At 69.0% G+C, this 20,824-nt stretch carries 16 protein-coding genes; 14 read left to right on the plus strand and 2 right to left on the minus strand.

Annotated elements, in window-relative coordinates; translation table 11 throughout:
- Positions 1–2 precede the first annotated feature (2 nt).
- The 8 genes from OAW74_RS02235 (at position 3) to OAW74_RS02270 (ending at position 10,474) form a co-directional block, all read left to right on the plus strand.
- Positions 3–1,139: a 5-(carboxyamino)imidazole ribonucleotide synthase gene (locus OAW74_RS02235; protein ID WP_262872705.1), complete on the plus strand. Its 1,137-nt coding sequence runs from the start codon at positions 3–5 to the stop codon at positions 1,137–1,139.
- A 100-nt stretch (positions 1,140–1,239) separates the two neighbouring features.
- On the plus strand, positions 1,240–1,728 hold the full coding sequence (gene purE / locus OAW74_RS02240; protein ID WP_262873902.1) for a 5-(carboxyamino)imidazole ribonucleotide mutase: 489 nt from the start codon (positions 1,240–1,242) through the stop codon (positions 1,726–1,728).
- Positions 1,725–3,176 carry an LCP family protein gene (locus tag OAW74_RS02245; protein ID WP_262872706.1) on the plus strand — a complete coding sequence of 484 codons (1,452 nt, stop codon included), beginning with the start codon at positions 1,725–1,727 and terminating at the stop codon, positions 3,174–3,176. The genes purE and OAW74_RS02245 overlap by 4 nt, the downstream gene beginning before the upstream one ends.
- Positions 3,177–3,179: 3 nt before the next feature.
- Complete coding sequence (locus OAW74_RS02250) at positions 3,180–4,316, plus strand: glycosyltransferase (RefSeq protein WP_262872707.1); 1,137 nt, start codon at positions 3,180–3,182, stop codon at positions 4,314–4,316.
- Between the two features lie 143 nt (positions 4,317–4,459).
- Positions 4,460–6,496: an SH3 domain-containing protein gene (locus tag OAW74_RS02255; protein WP_262872708.1), complete on the plus strand. Its 2,037-nt coding sequence runs from the start codon at positions 4,460–4,462 to the stop codon at positions 6,494–6,496.
- 106 nt (positions 6,497–6,602) lie between these two features.
- Positions 6,603–7,478: an ABC transporter permease gene (locus OAW74_RS02260; protein ID WP_262872709.1), complete on the plus strand. Its 876-nt coding sequence runs from the start codon at positions 6,603–6,605 to the stop codon at positions 7,476–7,478.
- Entirely contained in the window at positions 7,478–8,224 is a 747-nt protein-coding gene (locus OAW74_RS02265; RefSeq protein ID WP_262872710.1) for an ABC transporter ATP-binding protein, read from the plus strand. Before OAW74_RS02260 ends, OAW74_RS02265 begins: the two co-directional genes overlap by 1 nt.
- A 162-nt stretch (positions 8,225–8,386) precedes the next feature.
- On the plus strand, positions 8,387–10,474 hold the full coding sequence (locus OAW74_RS02270) for a fibronectin type III domain-containing protein (protein WP_262872711.1): 2,088 nt from the start codon (positions 8,387–8,389) through the stop codon (positions 10,472–10,474).
- 31 nt (positions 10,475–10,505) lie between these two features.
- On the opposite strand, the gene rfbB is transcribed toward OAW74_RS02270, so the two are convergent.
- Positions 10,506–11,504 (minus strand): dTDP-glucose 4,6-dehydratase, encoded by a 999-nt coding sequence (gene rfbB / locus OAW74_RS02275; protein WP_262872712.1) that lies wholly within the window; start codon positions 11,502–11,504, stop codon positions 10,506–10,508.
- Between the two features lie 102 nt (positions 11,505–11,606).
- Here rfbB and OAW74_RS02280 point away from each other — a divergent pair, with 102 nt between their 5' ends.
- Positions 11,607–12,887, plus strand: coding sequence for a polysaccharide pyruvyl transferase family protein (locus tag OAW74_RS02280; protein ID WP_262872713.1), 1,281 nt, complete (start codon positions 11,607–11,609; stop codon positions 12,885–12,887).
- A gap of 52 nt (positions 12,888–12,939) precedes the next feature.
- On the opposite strand, the gene OAW74_RS02285 is transcribed toward OAW74_RS02280, so the two are convergent.
- Entirely contained in the window at positions 12,940–14,325 is a 1,386-nt protein-coding gene (locus tag OAW74_RS02285) for a bifunctional cytidylyltransferase/SDR family oxidoreductase (protein ID WP_262872714.1), read from the minus strand.
- 98 nt (positions 14,326–14,423) lie between these two features.
- Between OAW74_RS02285 and OAW74_RS02290 the strand changes: the two genes are divergently transcribed.
- The 5 genes from OAW74_RS02290 to OAW74_RS02310 all read left to right on the plus strand — a co-directional run bounded on the left by OAW74_RS02290 (position 14,424) and on the right by OAW74_RS02310 (position 20,822).
- Positions 14,424–16,637 (plus strand): acyltransferase family protein, encoded by a 2,214-nt coding sequence (locus tag OAW74_RS02290; protein ID WP_262872715.1) that lies wholly within the window; start codon positions 14,424–14,426, stop codon positions 16,635–16,637.
- Positions 16,638–16,769: 132 nt separating this feature from the next.
- Positions 16,770–17,714 carry a LicD family protein gene (locus OAW74_RS02295; RefSeq protein WP_262872716.1) on the plus strand — a complete coding sequence of 315 codons (945 nt, stop codon included), beginning with the start codon at positions 16,770–16,772 and terminating at the stop codon, positions 17,712–17,714.
- The gene (locus OAW74_RS02300) at positions 17,711–19,009 is read left to right on the plus strand and encodes a polysaccharide pyruvyl transferase family protein (RefSeq protein ID WP_262872717.1); all 1,299 of its coding nucleotides are present in this window, start codon (positions 17,711–17,713) and stop codon (positions 19,007–19,009) included. The genes OAW74_RS02295 and OAW74_RS02300 overlap by 4 nt, the downstream gene beginning before the upstream one ends.
- A 30-nt stretch (positions 19,010–19,039) precedes the next feature.
- Positions 19,040–19,750 carry an IspD/TarI family cytidylyltransferase gene (locus OAW74_RS02305; RefSeq protein ID WP_262872718.1) on the plus strand — a complete coding sequence of 237 codons (711 nt, stop codon included), beginning with the start codon at positions 19,040–19,042 and terminating at the stop codon, positions 19,748–19,750.
- Between the two features lie 7 nt (positions 19,751–19,757).
- Entirely contained in the window at positions 19,758–20,822 is a 1,065-nt protein-coding gene (locus OAW74_RS02310; RefSeq protein ID WP_262872719.1) for an NAD-dependent epimerase/dehydratase family protein, read from the plus strand.
- Positions 20,823–20,824 lie beyond the last annotated feature (2 nt).

A 20,824-nucleotide genomic window follows, 5' to 3' on the forward strand; every position in this document is an offset into this window, starting at 1 on the left:
GCATGTCGCTGCGAGTCGGAGTGATCGGCGGAGGCCAGCTGGCCAGGATGATGATCGCGCCCGCGGTCGAACTCGGGGTGGAGCTTCGGGTGCTCGCCGAAGACGAGGGCATGGCCGCATCCCTCGCGGCGACCGCCGTCGGCGACTACCGCGACGCCGCTGCGGTGCTCGCCTTCGCCCACGATGTCGACGTCGTCACCTTCGACCACGAGCATGTGCCGCAGCCCGTGCTGCGCGCCCTCGTCGACGCCGGGGTCGCCGTGCACCCCGGCCCCGACGCGCTGCAGTTCGCGCAGGACAAGATCGCGATGCGCACGCGGCTCGCAGAGCTCGGCGCCCCGCAGCCCGACTGGGCGGCCGTCACCGGCACCGACCAGCTGCAGGAGTTCCTCGACGCGCACGGCGGCAGGGCCGTCGTGAAGACGCCCCGAGGCGGGTACGACGGCAAAGGCGTGCGGGTGGTCTCGCGCGCCGAGGAGGCCGTCGACTGGTTCACGGCCCTCGCCGAAGACGCCAACGGCGGCGCGCTGCTGGTCGAGGAGCTTGTGGACTTCACCCGCGAACTCGCCCAGCAGGTCGCCCGCCGCCCCAGCGGAGAGGTGCGCGCCTATCCCGTCGTGGAGACGGTGCAGCGCGGCGGCGTGTGCGCCGAGGTGATCGCGCCCGCGCCGCACGCGAGCGAGCGTCTCGTCGAGGTCGCCGCGCGCATCGGCGTCGGCATCGCGGAGGGGCTGGGCGTGACCGGGATGCTCGCGGTCGAGCTGTTCGAGACCACCGACGACAGGCTGCTGGTCAACGAGCTCGCGATGCGCCCGCACAACAGCGGCCACTGGTCGCAGGACGGCGCGGTGACCGGCCAGTTCGAGCAGCACCTGCGCGCCGTGCTCGATCTGCCGCTCGGCGACCCCGCCGCCCTGGCGCCCTGGTCGGTGATGGTCAACATCCTCGGCGGCCCGACCCGCGGATCGCTGTCCGAGCGCTTCGCCGGCGCGATGGCGGAGCACCCGGAGGCGAAGATCCACACCTACGGCAAGCAGCCGCGGCCAGGACGCAAGGTCGGTCACGTCAACACGGTCGGCGACGACCTCGACGACGTGACCTACCAGGCCAGGGCGGCCGCCGCGCATTTCGACGGCTGAGCGGCGCGCGCCGTTCCGGCCGATTGCCAGGGTCGCGCCCTACCCTGGGTGGGTGACTCGCCCGCTGCACTCCTCCGACGCGCCCCTGGTCGGGGTGGTCATGGGCTCCGACTCCGACTGGCGGGTCATGAGCGACGCCTCGCAGATCCTCAGTGACTTCGGCATCGCGCACGAGGTCGAGGTCGTCTCGGCGCACCGCACCCCCGACAAGCTGATGAGCTACGGCCGAGAGGCTCGCACCCGCGGCCTGAAGGCGATCGTCGCCGGCGCCGGCGGCGCGGCGCACCTGCCGGGGATGCTCGCCTCGCTCACCGCCGTGCCCGTGATCGGCGTGCCGGTGCAGCTGGCCACCCTCGACGGCCTCGACTCGCTGCTGAGCATCGTGCAGATGCCCGCCGGCATCCCGGTCGCCACCGTCTCGATCAACGGCGCCCGCAACGCGGGCCTTCTCGCTGCACGCATCATCGGCACCTCCGACGAGCAGGTCGCGAACCGGCTGGAGCACTACGCCCGCGACCTCCAGGCCCAGGTCGAGCTGAAGAACGAGCGCCTCAAGGCCTCTCTCGACCAGCCGCAGGGTCTGTCGTGAGCGTGTCGGCCCCCTCGCGGCCGGCCGCCCGAACGGTCCGCCGCCCCCTCGTCGAGGAGCGGCCGCTGCGCCACCCCGATCTCACCTCGCCGCAGGTGATGACCAGGCGCGGCTGGTGGCTGGTCGTGCTCAACTTCCTCTTCCCCGGGAGCGCCCAGGCGGTCGCCGGAAACCGCCGACTCGCGAAGATCGGACTGGGCGCGACCCTCGCGATGTGGGCGCTCATCGCGCTCGCCGTCGTCTCGGCGATGCTGTGGCGCCAGGCGCTGGTGGCGTTCGCGACGAACTGGTTCGTGCTGCTGGCTGCCCAGGTGCTGCTGATCGGCTACGCGATCCTCTGGGTCGTGCTCACGATCGACACGCTGCGGCTCGTCACGCTCGTGCGCACGGGCCGGATCGCCCGCTTCGGCATCGCGGTGACCGCGATCGTGCTGATGGTCGTCTCGGGCGGAACGGCGGCCTACGCCTCCACGGTCGCCGGGTCCACGCGCGACGCCCTCGGCGCGATCTTCGGGGCCAGTGGCCCCTCGGTGCCGCCCTCCGACGGCTACTACAACATCCTGCTGCTCGGCGCCGACAGCGCGAAGGGCCGCGACCACATGCTGTTCGACAGCATCTCGGTCGTCTCGGTCAACGCCGACACCGGCGCGGTCACGATCACCGGCATCCCCCGCGACATGCGCAACGTGCCGTTCTCGGAGGGCCCCATGCAGGACCTCTACCCGAACGGGCACGAGGGGCATTCCGACGCCTACTGCGGCTGGGACAACAAGATCAACCAGCTCAACACCGAAGTCGGCCAGTGCATGGACGGCGAGGCGATGTACCCGGATGCCGCGGCCAACGGCTCGACGCCGGGCATCGAGGCGACCAAGGACGCGGCAGAAGGCGTGCTCGGCATCGAGATCCCGTACTACGTCTTCATCGACATGGACGGCTTCGCCGCCCTCATCGACGCGCTCGGCGGCGTCGACATCACGGTCGACGAGCGGCTGCCCACGGGGGCGATCCACCAGAACGCCGACGGCTCGCTGTCGGGCGTCAAGGGCTGGATCGAAGTCGGCGAGCAGCACATGGACGGCGACACCGCGCAGTGGTACGCCCGCTCCCGCTACACCACCAGCGACTGGAGTCGCATGCAGCGGCAGCGGCAGCTGCAGCAGGCGATCCTCGCGCAGTTCACCCCCGCCAATGTGCTCACGCGGTTCCAGAGCATCGCGGCGGCGGGGACCGAGATCGTCAACACCGACATCCCGCAGGATCTGATCCCGTATCTGTCCGAGCTCGCCCTCAAGGCGAAGGAGCAGAAGGTCACGACGATCGAGCTGGTGTACGAGAGCGCGGGCGGCATCGGCGTCGACCCCGACGACCCCGACTTCGACTTCATCCACTCCTACCTCGACGGCGTGCTCCACCCGCCCACGCCCACTGCGACGCCGGAGGGGTAGCCGGTGACCGCGACGCTGCGGGTGCTGCTGGACCAGCTGACCGCTCCCACCGACCCCGACCTGGCAGTCGCGACCCGTGAACTGACCGCGGGGCTGATCGCCGGCGCTCCGACCGGGTGCGAGGTCGAGGGGATCATCCCGAGCGCACCCGACGAGGTGTTCGCGCAGGCCTCCCTGTCGGATCTCGCGGCCGTGCACCGCACGGCGCTCGCGCGCCGAGAGCTCGGCGCCACCCTCGCGCTCGGCAGCGCGGGCGGGATCGGCGGGGGCATGATCCACTCGCCGACGCTCCTGGCCCCCCTCGTCAAGCACGACAGGGTGCACGACAACGACCAGACGGTCGTGACGCTGTGGGACCTGCGCCCCTGGGAGGCCCCGGACGAGCTGTCGCGCACGAGCGTGGCGTGGCATCGGTCGATGCTCAAGCGGGCCGTCAAGCACGCCGACGCCGTCGTGGTCCCCACCCACGCCATGGCGCAGCGCCTGGGGTCTTTCGCGAAGCTCGGCAGCCGCATCCGCGTCATCGGCGGGGCGGCCGGCTCCGACCTGCGGGTGCCCTCCGACGAGATCGGCAGGCGCCGAGAGCTCGGACTTCCCGACGGGTTCGTGCTGATGGCCGGCACCGTCGCGGCATCGGATGCCCTCGCCACCGGCTTGGCGGCGCTCGGGGCGTCGGGCATCGACATCCCGGTCGTCGTCATCGACGCGGGCGAGGGGGAGGAGCCGGCGATCGTCGAGCTGGCCGCCTCGGGCGGAGTGCCGGAGCGCCGCGTGCACGTGCGAGGGCCGCTGTCGGTGCACGACAGGGCCGCGGTGTACGCGGCATCCGTCGCCTACCTCGCGCCCTCGCGGCGTCATGCCTTCCCCTGGCGTGCGCTCGATGCGCTGGCCCTGGGCGTGCCCGTGCTGGCGGTCGACTCTCCCGTGCATCGCGAGATCGTCGTCGACGGGGGAGTGCTCACCGGCGGCGACGATCCCAGCGGCACCGACGATCGCGACGCCCTGGCGGCGGCGCTGCTCGACGCCCTCGGATCGACCGAGGCGATCACCCGTCTGGGCGTGATGTCGGCCGATCGGGGTCGCGTGTTCTCGTGGCGCGAAGCGGCCGAGCGAGTGTGGCAGCTGCACGCCGACCTGTGACCTGCGAGCGCCGTCGAAGTTCGCTGTGAGCCCGGCGTGTCGCGACGGGATCTCGATTGCCGGTGGTAATCACCCGTCACTTCCGCCACACTGTTCACATGCGTCCCCCCGCAGACAACGTTTCAGCAAGAGTCCGCCACTGGATGGCCGTGGCCCTCGCGATGGTGCTCGCCGTCGCCGGGTTGGCGCTGGTCGCCCCCGCCGACGAGGCCGAGGCGGCGTCGCTGCCCGCCTCGATCCTCGAGGGCGGCTACATCATCAGCGACGAGGCGTTCTTCGACGGCGACGCGATGACGGCGTCGCAGATCCAGAAGTTCCTCAACGCCAAGGTCACCACGTGCAAGTCGACCAACTCGGCGCTGCCGTGCCTGAAGAGCTTCACGGGCACCCTGCCGGCCAAGGCCGCCGACAAGTACTGCAAGGCGATCGCGAAGAAGACGGGCGCGACGGCGGCGCAGGTCATCGCCGCCGTGGCCGTGGCCTGCAACATCAGCCCCAAGGTGATCCTCGTGATGCTCCAGAAGGAGCAGGGCCTGGTCACCTCGACGGCGCCGTCGTCGTGGGCGTACCGCGCCGCGATGGGGCAGTCCTGCCCCGACACCGCGCCGTGCGACGCCGCCGCGGCCGGCTTCATCAACCAGGTGTATCTGGGGGCGCGTCAGCAGCAGATCTACGCGAAGAACCCGACCTCGTTCAACTACCGCGCGGGGCAGGTGAACACCATCAAGTGGCACCCCTCGAGCTCGTGCGGAACCTCGAAGGTGTACATCCAGAACCAGGCGACGGCGAACCTCTACATCTACACGCCGTACCGCGCGAACGTGGCGGCGCTCGCCGCCGGCTACGGCACGGGCGACAGCTGCTCGGCCTACGGCAACCGCAACTTCTACAACTACTACGTGTCGTGGTTCGAGCCGACCGCCTCGACGTCGACAGGCGCGCCCGCGCTGGTGAAGGCGTGCCAGCAGCCGCTGGCGGCAGACATCGCCTCATCGAGCGGCACGGGAACCGTCACGAGCGACACCCTCAACGCCCGCACGGCGCCCACCCTGGTCTGCTCGAGCGGCATGACCACGCTCAAGAAGGGCGCCAAGGTCACCGTCACGGGCAAGTACTCCGGCTGGACGCGCGCGAAGACCTCGGCGGGCGACACCGTGTGGCTCTCGAGCGCGTACCTGAAGCTCACCGACACCAGCGCGCCGGCAGGCAGCTCCAGCCCGTGCGCCGTGCCGTCGGCGTCGAGCATCACCGCGGCCTCCGGCACCGTGCAGGTGACGACCTCGAGCCTCAACGTGCGCACGGCGCCGTCGACCTCGTGCGACACCGGCAAGATCCAGCTCGCGCAGGGCGTGAAGGCCACGCTCACCGGCACCTACGGGGTGTGGTGGCAGATCACCTACTCCGGCAAGAGCTACTGGGCCCACAGCGACTACCTCGCCGTCGTCGCGGCCGTCGAGCCGGTTCCCAGTGCCACCGCGACCCCGAAGCCGACGGCGTCGGCCACGGCGACCCCCAAGCCCACCACCAGCGCCACGCCGACCGCGACGCCGACGCCGACAGCGTCTGCCGACCCGTGCACCGTCTCGACCTCGGGGCTCAAGAGCGCGAGCGGCACCTACGTCGTGAAGTCCGGCACCATCACGGCACGAAAGGCCCCGTCGACCTCGTGCGCCAAGGGTGCCGTCAAGGCGACCTCGACGACCGTCATGACGCGCACCGGCACGTTCAAGGACTTCACCAGAGTCAAGATCGGGTCGTCGACACTGTGGGTCAAGACGAGCCAGATCACCGCCGCCACGGTGGTCTACACCAACGCCAAGGTCAACTTCCGAGCGAAGGCCTCGACGTCCTCGACGTCGTACAAGATGCTCGCCAAGGGCACCAAGGCCGTCAAGATCGGCACGAGCGGTGTGTGGCGCAAGGTCATCATCGGCTCGAAGATCGGCTGGGTGCACTCCGCGTACCTCACGACCACGAAGCCGACCACCTCGACCACGACGTCAAAGAGCATGACCACCACGGCCTCGGTCAACCTGCGCTCAGGGGCCTCGACGTCCACCAAGAGCCTCACCGTGCTGACGAAGGGCACGAAGGTGACGGTCACCTCGTCGAGTGGCGTGTGGCGCAAGGTCAAGGTCGGCAGCCGCACCGGCTGGGTGCATTCGGCCTACCTCAAGTGACCGGGGGCGGCGCCCGCTCGAGTAGGCGGGCTCCCAGCATCCGTTCGGTTAGGATGGCGGATGGTTCGTCGCGGATAGGGAATCCGGCGACCGCAAGGATTTCTCTGTGACCACCATCGACACGAACGCGTTCGAAACCCCGGGGCGCGGCCGCGGACTGCTGGACGTCTTCAGGTACCGCTACCTGCTGCGTCTGCTCATCGGCAAGACCACGTCGCTGCGCTACCGCAACTCCGTGCTGGGCTGGTTCTGGTCGTACGTGCGACCGACCGTGCAGTTCCTGGTCTATTACCTCGTGGTCGGCCAGATCATGCAGATGCACCGCAGCGTGGAGTCGTTCCCGCTGTACCTGTTCAGCGGCATCGTGGTCGTCAACCTCTTCAACGAGGCGTTCTCGGCGGCGACCGGGTCGATCGTGAGCAACAAGGCGCTGGTGCGCAAGATCTACCTTCCGCGGGAGCTGTTCCCGATCGCGGCGATCGTCGGAGCGTTCATCCACTTCCTCCCGCAGCTCGCCGTGCTGCTGATCGTGGCGGTGTTCCTGTTCGGCTGGGTGCCGACCTTCGCCTCCATCGGGCTGATCCTCGCGGGCCTCGTGCTCGTGCTGGCTTTCATCCTGGGCATCGGGCTCTTCTTCTCCGCGCTCAACGTGCGCTACCGCGACGCCTCGAACGTCGTCGAGATCATCCGCACGATCGCGACGTGGTCGTCGCCGATCCTCTACACGTGGATCATGGTCTACGACATCACCGAGAACGCGCGGTGGATCTTCAACCTCTACATGGCCAACCCCATCACGGTCGCCGTGGAGTTCTTCCACCAGGCGTTCTGGGAGACGACGGTCTCGGCCGCCGATCGTCACGGGTGGCCGCCCGACATGATGTGGCACGTGCTGGCCGCGGTCGCCATCGCGATCTTCAGCCTCATCGTCGGCCAGTACGTCTTCCGCCGCTCCGAGCGCACCTTCGCACAGGACCTGTGATGCCCCAGCAGACCACCGAACCTCAGCCGCGCATCGTGGTGGACCACGTCTCGAAGTGGTTCAACAAGCGCAGCAGCCGCTCGTTCAAAGACGCCTTCATCAACGTGATCCGCCGCAGGCCCGTGCGCTCGCAGCAGTTCCAGGCGCTCAAAGACGTGACGTTCTCGATCGGCGAGGGCGAGTCGGTGGCCGTGATGGGCCTGAACGGGTCGGGCAAGTCGACGACGCTCAAGCTCGTCTCGGGCGTGCTCGAGCCGGACGAGGGCCGCATCCTCACGCGAGGTCGCGTCGCCGGACTCATCGAGGTGGGAGCCGGCTTCCACCCCGACCTCACGGGTCGGGAGAACGTCTTCCTCAACGCCGCGATCCTCGGGATGAGCGAGAAGGAGACGAAGGAGCGCTTCGACGAGATCCTCGCGTTCAGCGAGATCGGCGACTTCATCGACCAGGAGGTCAAGCACTACTCCTCGGGCATGTTCATGCGTCTCGCCTTCAGCGTCGCCATCCACGTCGAGCTCGACGTGCTGCTGGTCGACGAGGTGCTGGCGGTGGGCGACGCGCCCTTCCGGGCGAAGTGCAACGCGAAGCTCAAGGAGCTCGCCGAGCGCGGCGTCACCATGATGGTCGTCAGCCACAGCAAGGGGCAGGTCAAGCAGCTGTGCACCCGCGGAATCGTCATCCGCAAGGGCGAGGTCGTCTTCGACGGGGCCATCGGCGAAGCTCTCGAGGTGCTCGAGCAGGGCTGAGAGCCACGCGCCGCGGCTCCGCCGACACACAGCGTCGCGCCCGTGTGCGTTTCTCGAGGGTCGCCTAGACTGCGAAAGTTCGCGCGACGACCGCGTGCAGCAGAACAGGACTCCCCGGTGCAGACGACGACGCCTTCCCCTCGACCCGCCCGCTGGATGCGTATGGCCGCCGCGGCGGTGGCCACGATCGGACTGATGGTGGCGGGTCTGTCCGCGCCGGCGCAGGCGGAAGCGCCCTTCGTGCTCTCCGGTCGCATCGTGGACGCGACCGACGCGCCGGTGGTCGGCGCCACCGTGTCGGCGCCGCGCGCGTGCCAGTGCGGCGACATCGCCGACATCCCCGCGGCCTCGGCGACCACCGACGCCGATGGGCGCTTCTCGGTCACGGTGCGCGACGTCGACACGGCGCAGCTGCAGGTCGCAGGCCCGGCGCCGTTCGTCCGATCGATCCTGACGGTCGACGGGGAGCTGGCGCCGGGCGGCGGCGGCGACATGGAGAGCTGGCGCAGCTTCACGGCGGGCGCCGCGCTCGGCGACCTCGAACTCCAGCGCGGCGTGCGCCTCAGCGGCGTCGTGAACGTGACGGGCTTCCCGGCTGCCGGGAGCGGCTTCATCTCGATCTCGGGCGGTGCGAGCGGCTACTACTCCGCGACCTACGCCCTCGCCGACGGCACCCGGACGTGGGAGACGTACGTGCCGCAGGGCTCGTACGCCGTGACCGCCTACGGCGCGTCGCGCAACGCGGCCTACGCCGGCGGTGGGCAGGTCGCCGTCGGTTCCGCGGGGGCCGCTGCCGGGACGGTCGCGATCGCCGGGACCGGCTACGCCGTGCGCGGCACCGCGGTCGACCCCGACGGTCGGGCGGCCGCCGGCGTGATCGTCGATCTGTATCCCGTGGACGGCGGCATCAACCGCGGGGGCGTGCTGACCGACGCGGCCGGTGTCTACACGGTCGTCGACGTGCCGGCGGCGACCTACCGCATCTCACTGCAGAACAGCGTCGATGAAGACCCGAACACCGGCTACGGCTACTGGCCGGGCCTGGTGGACTACGACGACGCCGGGCAGTTCACCGTCGGCGGCGCCGCGGGTGTCAAGACGGTGGCAGGCAGCGTCACCATCGAGCGCAATGCGCCGAGTGAGCCGCGCAGCGTCACCGCCACGGCGTCGGATGCCGCCGCCACGGTGTCGTGGACGACGCCGGCGAAGACGGGCGCGATCTACGGTCGCCTCTACAAGTACACGGTCACCGCCGCGCCCGGCGGGCAGACCGTGGTCGTCGACGGCACCGAGCACACGGCGCAGTTCTCCGGTCTCACCAACGGCACCGCCTACTCCTTCACGGTCGTCGCCTCGAACGGATTCGGCGACTCTCCGGCTTCTGCGTCGTCGAACACCGTGACCCCCGGTGCGGCGGCGACGGCACCCGGCGCGCCGACCGGGGTCACCGCGAACCCCGGCAACGCCCAGGCCGTCGTGTCGTTCACGGCCCCGACCGCAGACGGCGGGTCGCCGATCACCGGGTACACCGTCACGGCGAGCCCGGGCGGTGCGAAGGCGACCGTCGCCGCGTCCGCACGCAGCGCGACGGTGTCGGGCCTTGCCAACGGCACGACCTACACCTTCACGGTCACCGCCGCCAACGCGATCGGGTCTTCTCCGGCATCCGCCCCGTCGGCCGCGGTCACTCCGATCACGACGCCGTCGGCACCGCGCAGCCCCGCAGCCACGTCGGGCAGCAAGACGGCGACCGTGACGTGGACCGCGCCGTCGTCGACGGGCGGATCGACGATCTCGGGATACGAGGTCACGGCGAGCCCCGGCGGCAAGAAGGTGACCGTCTCGGGCACCGCGCGCTCGGCGTCGGTGACGGGCCTGACCAACGGCACCGCCTACACCTTCACCGTCAAGGCGAAGAACGCGGCCGGCCCGTCGGCCGCCTCCGCCAAGACGAGCGCCGTCACCCCCTCGACCGTGACCAGCGCGCCGCGCAGCGTCAAGGCCACCGCCGGAACGAAGAAGGCCACGGTCAGCTGGACGGCCCCGTCCTCGACGGGCGGCGCGACCGTCACGAACTACAAGGTCACCGCGAGCCCCGGCGGGAAGAGCGTGACGGTCTCCGGGTCGGCGCGGAAGGCGACCGTCACGGGCTTGAAGAGCGGGACGAAGTACACGTTCACCGTCAAGGCCAAGAACGTGCGCGGATGGTCGGCCGCCTCGGCGAAGAGCACCGCGGTGAAGGTGCGCTGAAGCCCCGAGGAACCGACGTCGCGGCAGCGGCTCAGCGTCGGCGGCGCGCGTAGCGCGCCTCGACGGCGTCTTTGACGGGCGCCCACCATTCCTCGTGCTCGCGGTACCAGTCGATCGTGGCGACCAGGCCCGCCTCGAAGTCCCGGTACCGCGGTTCCCAGCCGAGCTCGGTGCGCAGCTTCGTGGCGTCGATGGCGTAGCGCAGGTCGTGGCCAGGTCGGTCGGCGACGTGATCGTAGGCGCCGGGGGGCTGCCCCATCACGGTGAGGATGAGCTCGATGACCTCTCGGTTGCTGCGTTCGCCCTCGGCGCCGATGAGGTAGGTCTCGCCGATCTCGCCGCGGTCGAGGATCGTGAGCACGGCTGCGCAGTGGTCGTCGGCGTGGATCCAGTCGCGTACGTTGCGCCCCGCGCCGTAGAGCTGGGGGCGCAGGCCCCGCAGCACGTTCGTGATCTGCCGGGGGATGAACTTCTCGACGTGCTGGTACGGGCCGTAGTTGTTGGAGCAGTTCGAGATCGTCGCGCGCACTCCGAACGAGCGCACCCAGGCGCGCACCAGCAGGTCGCTGCCGGCCTTGGTCGCCGAGTACGGCGAGGAGGGGTTGTAGGGGGAGCTCTCGGTGAATCGCGCAGGGTCGTCGAGCTCCAGGTCGCCGTACACCTCGTCGGTCGAGATGTGGTGGTACCGGGTGCCGTGCCGACGGGCGGCCTCCAGCAGCGTGTAGGTGCCGACGATGTTGGTGTCCAGGAACGGCCGAGGGTCGTGCAGCGAGTTGTCGTTGTGCGACTCGGCGGCGCAGTGCACCACCGCATCCGCGTCGGCGAACAGGCCGTCGACCAGTGCGGCGTCGCAGATGTCGCCGCGCACGAACGCGAACCGCTCGCCCGGCAGGCCGCGGAGCGAGGCGAGGGTGCCGGCGTAGGTGAGCTTGTCGAGCACCGTGACGTGGTGATCGGTGTGCGCCAGCACGTGGTGCACGAGGTTCGACCCGATGAAGCCTGCGCCTCCGGTCACGAGCAGGCGAGCCATCGACGTCCTCTCCTGGCCAGGGCACGAAGCCGCGATCGCTCCCATCGTCGCATGCCCGCGCCGCGCGTGGCGGTTCGGCGCGTGCCGGTAGGCTCGGGCCCGATGAGCAACGCAGCCGAACGGATTCTCGTCAGGGCCGGCAAGAACCCGCTCACGCCGATGACGGCGGAGCGGTCGCTCGCGATCAGCCCCACGGGGGTGTTCGGCACCAACGCCGGCAACATGCTGTTCTACACCGGCGCGTGGCGCACGCTCCTCACCGACGACGCCGACCTCGTCGCCGACGGGTACGCCATGGAGCGAGAGGATGCTGCCGGCGCTGCCGACCGCATCAGCGACGGCTTCGATCGCGTGGTCATTCCGCTGGCCAACGCCTTCCGAGGGAGCTTCGTCGCTCACCTGGAGCGGCTCACCGAGGTGGTGCGCGGACTGCGCGTGCCGGTGACCGTGCTCGGCATCGGCGCCCAGCGCAAGCTCGACGCGGGGGTGGACTCGATGCCCGACGAGGTGCGCACGGCGGCGAAGGCGTTCGTCGGCGCGGTGCTCGACCGTTCGCCGTCGATCGGGGTGCGCGGTGAGGTGACCCGTGACTTCCTGACCGACCTCGGGTTCGACGACGCGAACATCGACGTGATCGGATGTCCGTCGCTCTACGGCTTCGGCGGCGACGGCACGCTGAAGGCGGCCGGCGACGTGGCCTCCGATGCCGCGATCGCCGTGACCTACTCGCCGTACCTGCGCGACATCGGTCCGTTCGTGCGCGAGGTGACAGGCGCCTACCGCGACAGCTACGTCGTGCCGCAGACGGTCGAGGCGCTCGCGCTGATGCTGTGGGGAGAGCCCACGCGCTACGCGGGCAACCCCGATCTGCCCGAGAGCGACGCCCACGAGTTGTACCGGTCGGACCGGATGCGCTTCTTCGTCGACGCCACGACGTGGATCGACACGCTGCGGGACCGCGATCTGGTCGTCGGCACCCGCATCCACGGCACGATCGCCGGGCTGCTGGCGGGCGTGCCGTCGATCCTGATCGCGCACGACACCCGCACCCTCGAGCTCGCGCGGTTCCACGCCATCCCGCACCTGCCCAAGCACGCGCTGCGCCGGGTCGATCTGCAGCGGTGGTACCAGCAGTCGGATTTCGCCGGTTTCACCGCGGCGCACGCCGGCAATGTCGCGGTCTATCGCGACTTCCTGCACCGGCACGGTCTCGCGCACACGCTCGACCAGGAGAACACGCGCTTCGACCGCGAACTGGCGACGCTCGAGCTGGCGCCGCCGGTGCGCACGCGGTTCGCCGCGGGCGCGGCAGGGCGTCGACCCCTCGCGGCGCGCTGGCGTCACCGGGTCTCGGGCGCGCTGAAGACGGTGCGAGGGCGATAGGGCGCACGACCGGGTGCGTCGGCGGAGGGGCGCGCGGTGAACTGCGGCGGGCTCAGCGCTTGCGCATCTGCTCGACCTGCACGGTCACGATCTGACCGGTCAGGTCGCTGGCCAGCACCTGGAGGCTCACCGACGCGACGTCATCGGGGTCGAGAAGGCTGTCTTCCGGCTCCTCGCCGAAGGCCTTCGTGCGCATCGGAGTGCGCGTGCGCTGCGGATTGATGCAGTTGACGCGCACGCCGTCCGGCGCCCATTCCTCGGAGAGGGCCTGCGTCAGGTTGACGATGGCGGCCTTGCTCGCCGAGTAGATCCCGTAGTTCGCCCGTCCGCGCGTGTGCGAGCTGGAGGTGAACAGAAGCAGCTGGCCGCCCGTCTGGGTGAGGTACTCGTGTGCGGCGCGGGCCACGAACACCGGTGCGACGAAGTTCGTCTCGATGCTCGCCGCGATGTCGTCGACGTCGGTCTCGGTCAGCGGTCCCATCTGCAGCACGCCGGCCGACATCACGACGAGGTCGATCCGCCCCGCCGCACGGTGGGCACTCGCAAGCGCATCCTGCACCTGCGCGGGGGAGCGCACATCGGTGCCCGTGCTGGAGCGGCTGAACTCGTGCACCTGGGCGCCCGCCCGCGCGGCGAGATCGCCGATGCTCTTGCCGATGCCGTAGCTGCCGCCGAAGACGACGACGACCTTGCCGTCCAGATCGGGAAGCTCGTCGACGGCCGAGAGGCTCTCGGACTGCAGCTGGAAGAGCTTGTCGGCGATATGCACGTCGATCGGCTCGGTGATCTTCATGTTCTCGGCCGAGCCTTCGACGACGTAGATCGGCACGTGCGGAAGGTAGGTGAACACCACGCCGCAGTCGTCGGTGGCGTGAAAGGTCTTGTCCTGCTCTGCCAGGCGATACGCCTCGCGGATCGTGCCGAGCCGGAACGCCTGCGGGGTCTGGCCGCGGCGCAGGGTGGAGCGATCAGGGATGTTCGTGATGTGCGAGGCCGCATCGATCTCGATGATCGTGTCGGCCGAGGGGATCGCGACATCCACGGCGTCGTAGTCGTCGAGCGCCTCGACGCAGTCCTCGAGGATGCGATCGCTCACGAACGGCCGCACCGCGTCGTGGAGGATGACCTTGGTCGCGGGATCGTCGCCGAGCACGGCCAGCGCTGCCTGCGTCGAGTCGTTGCGGCTGAGTCCGCCCGGGATGATCCTGGTCAGCTTGGGGAAGCGCTCAGGGTCTTTGAGGCTGTCGAGTTCGCTGAGCGAGCCGGAGTTCATCACGATGACGACCTCGTCGATGACGGGGCTCGCGTTGACGACGTCGAGGGTGTGCTCGACGATCGCCTTGCCCGCGATCTTGATGAGCTGCTTGGGGATGCCGAGCCCGACACGTACGCCGATGCCACCGGCGAGAATGACGGCGACGGTGCGGGTCGGGGGCATCGAGAGTTCCTTGCGATGTGAGCGTCCTGGCGTGCCTCCATCCTACGGCGCGTGCGTTGCTGGCAGAGATCGGGCGGGGCGATGCGAGAATCGTCCTCATGACGGCGGGATTCCTGACGACGTCGCGCACGCGCTCGAGGGCGGAGCGGCGGCAGCGCGGTCGTCGGGAGCCCGGGGCGGAGATGATCGAACGCTCGAGCTTCCGGCCCGATGTCCAGGGCCTTCGGGCCGTCGCGGTGGGCGTCGTTGTGCTCTTCCACGCGAATCTGTCGCTGTTCAAGGGCGGGTTCGTCGGCGTCGACGTCTTCTTCGTGATCTCGGGCTTCCTGATCACGGGGATCCTGCTGCGCGAGGCCGAGCGCACCGGTCGCGTGCGGCTCAGCGAGTTCTACGCGAAGCGCGCGCGCCGCATCCTGCCCGCCGCGACCGTCGTTCTGATCGCGACCCTCGTGCTCACGGTGGTCTTCCTCCCGCAGATCCGCTGGGAGTCGATCGGCGTCGAGGCGCTCGCCTCCGCCTTCTACGTCGTGAACTGGGTCTTCGCCGCCGGCACCGACTACCTCAACGCAGAAGTGGCGGCGAGCCCTCTGCAGCACTTCTGGACCCTCGCGGTGGAAGAGCAGTTCTACATCGTCTGGCCGCTCATCCTCGTGCTGATGCTCGCGCTCTTCCGACGCAGGCCGCGTGACGGGGCGGTCGGCGACCACGGGACGCGCGCGCTGCCGGCTGCCCGCATCGGCGTGCTGATCATCCTCGTCCCCTCGCTGCTGTACTCCATCTCCTACACGGCCGCCGACCCGGCGCCGGCGTACTTCGTCACGACCACGAGGCTGTGGGAACTCGCCGTCGGTGCCGCGCTCGCCGTCTTCGCGCCGCAGGTCGCGCGCCTCCCGCACCTGCTGGGCACCTGGCTCGGGTGGGCGGGACTGGCGGCGATCATCGCGGCCACGCTGCTGTTCTCCGGCTCGACCCCGTTCCCCGGCTACGCGGCCCTCGTGCCGACCCTGGGGGCCGCGGCGATCATCGCGGCGGGCATGAATGGCAGGGCGCAGACAGGCGTCGGGCGCCTGCTCACTTTGCGTCCGATGCGCTGGATCGGCGATATCTCGTACTCGCTCTACCTGTGGCACTGGCCGCTCGTCGTCGTGGCGACCTACCTGCTCGGGGGCGTGCTGCAGGCCCGCTACGGGCTGCTGATCGTCGCGTTCTCGGTGCTCCCCGCCTGGCTGAGCTATCGGTTCATCGAGAACCCGTTCCGCGACTGGGGCTGGCTGAGGAAATCGGCGCGGCGCTCGCTGCTGGCCGGGGCGGGTCTGATGAGCGTGACCGCACTCTGCGCCGTCGTGGTGCACGCCGTCCCGGCGGCCATGAACCCGGTCTATGAGGCGCGGGAGGGAGTGAGGATCGGTGCGGAGGCGCTGACCGACGATTTCTCGAACGACGATCTCTCCACCTTCACCGACGCGGGCAAGCCGGTCGACCGCGTCGAGGGCGGATTCACGCCGTCGGCGATCGATGCGCGCAAAGACAACACGGTCGTCTATGCGCTGGACTGCCATCTCGACAGCAGCGAGTCGATCCCGAAGATCGACGGCTGCATCTTCGGCGACCCGCAGAGCGACCTCAGCGTCGTGCTGATCGGCGACTCGCACGCCGCCAACTGGGCGCCCCCCTACATCGCTCTCGCGCAGGAGCACGGCTGGAGGCTGCGGATCAGCACGAAGGCCTCGTGCGGCTTCTCGCGCGTCAGCCAGTCGGACGGCGAGGGCGGCGAGTACACGGCGTGCAACGAATGGGCGAGAAACAGCTTCGACGAGGTTCTCGAAGAGCACCCCGACCTCGTCGTCACGGCGAACAGGGGCACGCGAGCCGTATACCAGGAAGGCCTTTCCAAGAAGGAGGCGCGCAAGGCCTATGCCGAAGCCCTCCACGACGATCTGGCCGCGCTGAACAAAGCGGGAATCCCCACGCTGGTGATGAATGAGACGCCGCACATGGACAGCGACGTCCCCGAGTGCATCTCGGCCAACCTCGGTCATCTGACCGCGTGCGCGACACCGCGGGATGACGCTTTCGGAAGTGATGCGAACGTGCGGCGCGCCGTCAAGGGATTGGCGGATGCCGACATCATCGACATGACCAACTGGGTGTGCCCCGACGCCGACGCGTGCGCGGCTGTCGTGGGCAACGTCATCGTCTGGCGCGACTCCAGCCACTTCACCGAGACCTACGCGCGCACACTCGCCGCCCCGCTGGATGCCGCACTCCAGCGGTCGGACGTCGCACGCGCGGCACTCGGTCCGGCGGCATGAGGCGGCCGTACAGAAAGGGACAGAACCGCCTGGGGTACGATGTTGCGGCGGTTGAGAGCGCCGTGAACCGCGGCCGTCGTGCGGCTGACCGCGGGATGAAGCGAAAGCAGCCTAAGGAGAAACGCAGCCGAAATGCGGGATTACGACTACACCGACCTCAAGGATCTCGCGTCCGACTCCGACCACAAGGCGGCCATGCTCGCCCTGCTGCTCGAGTTCGACAGATTCTGCGAAGAGCACGGGCTCACCTACTACCTGTCCGGCGGAACTCTGCTGGGCGCGGCCAGGCACAAGGGATTCATCCCGTGGGATGACGACGTCGACGTCAACATGCCTCGGGCCGACTGCGAGAAGCTCATGGAGCTCTCCGGTGGACGCATCGGCGACTTCGAGCTCATGCCCCCGAACTCGTCTCCTCGGTACTTCGCGTACCACTGGAAGCTCTACTCCGAGGCGATCCTCGTGGCCAAGCGCACGAAGGGCGGGGTCGGCGGAAAGGTCTACCCGATCTTCCTCGACATCTTCCCGATCGACGGCCTGCCCGACACCGAAGCGGGCAACGTGGAGCACTACGCCGAGATCAAGCGTCGCAAGGACCGCGTGCGCCACGCACGCAACGTGCGCCGCTACCGCGGCCTGAACCCGTACCGCATCGTGCGCAACCGCGTCGCGACGCGCGTCTACCGCGCCCAGGGCGTCGGCCCGCTGTTCGACAAGGTCATCGAACTGGCGACCTCGATCGGCTACGACGACTCCGACTACGTCGGCGTGATGATGACGAACGTGCACACGACCGAGGAGCGTGTCGTCAAGAGCGAATACGCCCCCGTCGTGCGCATGGAGTTCGAGGGGCACCCGCTGTCGTGCCCCGCGGGCTACGACACGTACCTTCGCCAGCTGTACGGACCCGACTACATGGAGTGGCTGCCGGTGCACAAGCGCGTGCCCCGCCACGACTTCGTGACGTTCTTCCCCTACGGCCCCGGCGAGAAGCCGCGCACCACCGAGGATGAGCTGCAGGGCGCCGCCGAGGAGCCCGTCGCCGACGACGACGAGATGCTGGACGAGCTCGCGTGAGCGCTGACGACGAACGGAAGAGGACCGTGAAGATCGCCATGTGCGGGCTCGTCAAGAGCGAGAACCTCGGCGAGATGTTCATCGCCCGCAGCCTCGAGCACCTGATCGTCGACGGGGCAGGCACGGCCGACCCCGCAGTCGAGATCGAATACGTCGAGGTCGACCTGCTCGGCCGCAACGACGAGATCTTCGAGATCCCCGACGCCCGAGAGCGACGACTGCGCAACTACTACCAGTACAGCGAGAAGGGCAGCCGCACCGAGAAGCTGTTCCTCGACCTGCAGCGGCGGGGCCGCAAGGCGCAGAACAAGACGGTGCAGAACCTCATCGCGCGGGCTCGCCACACGGTGTGGACGTACGGGCGCAACTACCGCAAGCGCCTCTCGAGCTACTTCGACATGAAGCTCGAGGGCGTGGACTACATCGTGATCGACGGTGCGGGCCTGCTCGAGTACAGCTACAACGAGTACCACTGGTCGCTTCTGCTGATCAGCGAATACGCCGAGCGGCACGGACTCGAAGTCGTCTACAACGCCATCGGGCGCGCCGGCGCGTTCGACGAGCGCGACTTCGGCAGCACGATCCTCAAGCGCGCGCTCCGCTCGCCCGCCGTGAAGTACATCTCTGCCAGGGACAACGTGGATGCCGTGCAGGCGTGCGCGGGGCCCGGCCACGAGGTCAAGCTGCTCGCGGACTCCGCCTTCTGGATGAAGGAGGCGTACGGACTCGACACGACCGTCGAGCGCACCAAGATCGGCATCGGTCTCATCCGCGGCAACTCGCTGCAGGGCTACGGCGTCGACTTCGGCGCGAAGGAATGGACGGCGCTGTTCGCCGGCATCGCGAACGTGCTCCGAGACCGCGGGTACGAGTTCGAGTTCTTCACGAACGGGCTCCCCGGCGACGTCACGCTCGGCAAGCGGGTGCTCAAGAAGCTCGGGCTGCCCGACTCCTACCTGGTCGAGCGCCCCGTGGACGACCGGGTGCTGGTCGACACGATCAACGGCTACGAGGCCATCATCACCTGCCGCATGCACTCGTCGATCGCGGCGTTCACGATGGGCGTGCCCTCGGTCATCCTCTCGTGGAACGACAAGGTCGAGAAGCTGATGGAGATCATCGGCTACCCCGAGCGCGCCATCAAGCAGAAGGACTTCCGCGCGGAGTTCATCGTCGACGCGATGGAGAAGGCCAAGGCCGAGGGCATCGACCCCGCACTGCTCGGCGCCATGAAGGACAAGGCGAAGGAGAGCGTCGACGACTATCTTCCGCGCATCCTCGCCGCACGACACTGACCACGGTTCGACCCCTCCAGGAGCAACACGATGATTACAGCACTGCTGACGGCGGCAGGCACGGGTTCGCGGATGAAGCAGGACATCCCCAAGCAGTTCATGCACGTCAAGAACAAGCCGCTGATCGTCTACACGCTCGAGGCCTTCCAGGACCACCCCTCGATCGACGCGATCGTCGTGGTGACGCTCCCGTCGTGGATCGACGTGGTCACCGCCTATGCCAAGCAGTACGGCATCACGAAGCTCCAGGCGATCGTGCCCGGCGGGGCGACCGGCCAGGAGTCGATCCACAACGGCCTGGTCAAGATCCGTGAGGACGGCGCGGGCGACGACGACATCGTGATGATCCACGACGGCAACCGGTGCCTGGTCTCGTCGGAGATCATCTCCGACAGCGTCGCCGAGTTCAAGGCGAACGGCAGCGCAGTCGCGGCGATCCCGTGCGTCGAGGCGGTCTTCCGCAGCGACGACAGCGGCGTCTCGTCGACGGTCTCGATTCCGCGCGAGCAGCTGTTCCGCACGCAGACGCCGCACTCCTACACGCTGGGAAAGCTCATGTGGGCGCACGACGAGGCCAAGGTGCGCGGCATCGGCGACACGGCGGCGTCGTGCGTGCTCATGCACGAGCTGGGCGAGACGGTCTACTTCTCGGCGGGGTCCGAGCAGAACCTGAAGATCACCACGATGGACGATCTGTACATCTTCGAGTCCATCCTCGACGCACGCAAGGCCGCGGTCTGACGCGGCGATGACGAGCGAATACTGGGACGACCTCCGCACGGCGTGCGGAAGCATCCCCGAGGCGAGCCGGCTCTTCCACTCGCGCATCCTGGTGACAGGGGCGACCGGGATGATCTGCTCCTCGGTCATCGACCTGCTGCTGTTCATGAACCGCGAGCTGGCGGCCGGGATCACGATCCTCGTCGCCGGGCGCAGTCGCGACGACGCCGTCGAGCGGTTCCGCGCGTTCTCGCCTGCCGACGACGAGCTCGTCTTCGTGCCCTACGACGCGACATCGCGAGACGAGGTCGTGCTGGCGGAGCAGGTCGACTACATCATCCACGGCGCGAGCAACGCGAACCCCGCGATGTACCTGCAGCTGCCGGTCGAGACGATGCTCGCGAACATCCTCGGCCTGTCGGTGATGTTCGACCTCGCCCGCGCCACATCCGCGCGTCGACTGCTCTACATCTCATCGAGTGAGGTCTACGGGCAGAAGGACGGGATGCAGCCCTTCGCCGAGGACGACTACGGCTTCCTCGACATCCTGAACACGCGCGCCGGCTACCCGTCGTCCAAGCGGGCGGGGGAGTCGCTGTGCGTCGCGTACGGCATGGAGTACGGCGTCGATTCGGTGATCGTCCGGCCCGGGCACATCTACGGTCCGTCTATCCGCCCCTCGGACAACCGCGCCTCGGCCGAATTCACCCGCCTGGCCGTGGCCGGCGAAGACGTCGTGCTCAAGAGCAGAGGCGCTCAGCTGCGCTCGTACTGCACCTCGCTCGACTGCGCGTCGGCGATCCTCACCGTGCTGGTGGCGGGCGAGCGAGCGAGCGCCTACAACATCTCGAACCCGCACTCGATCTGCACGATCAGCGACATCGCCGAGGCGATCGCGGCCGCGGCCGGGGTCGAGGTGCGCTACGACCTCGCCGACGACGTGCCGGCGGGTGCGCACAGCCTCATGCAGAACTCGTCGCTGGACTCCGGCAGGCTCGAGGCGCTGGGATGGACTCCGGCATTCGACCTCGAACGCGGTGTCGAGCGGATGCTGGCGGCGCTGAAAGACCCGGAGAGCCCCTTCTCGCTGTAGCC

Source organism: Microbacterium fluvii (assembly GCF_025515205.1).
GTDB classification, from domain to species: Bacteria; Actinomycetota; Actinomycetes; order Actinomycetales; family Microbacteriaceae; genus Microbacterium; species Microbacterium fluvii.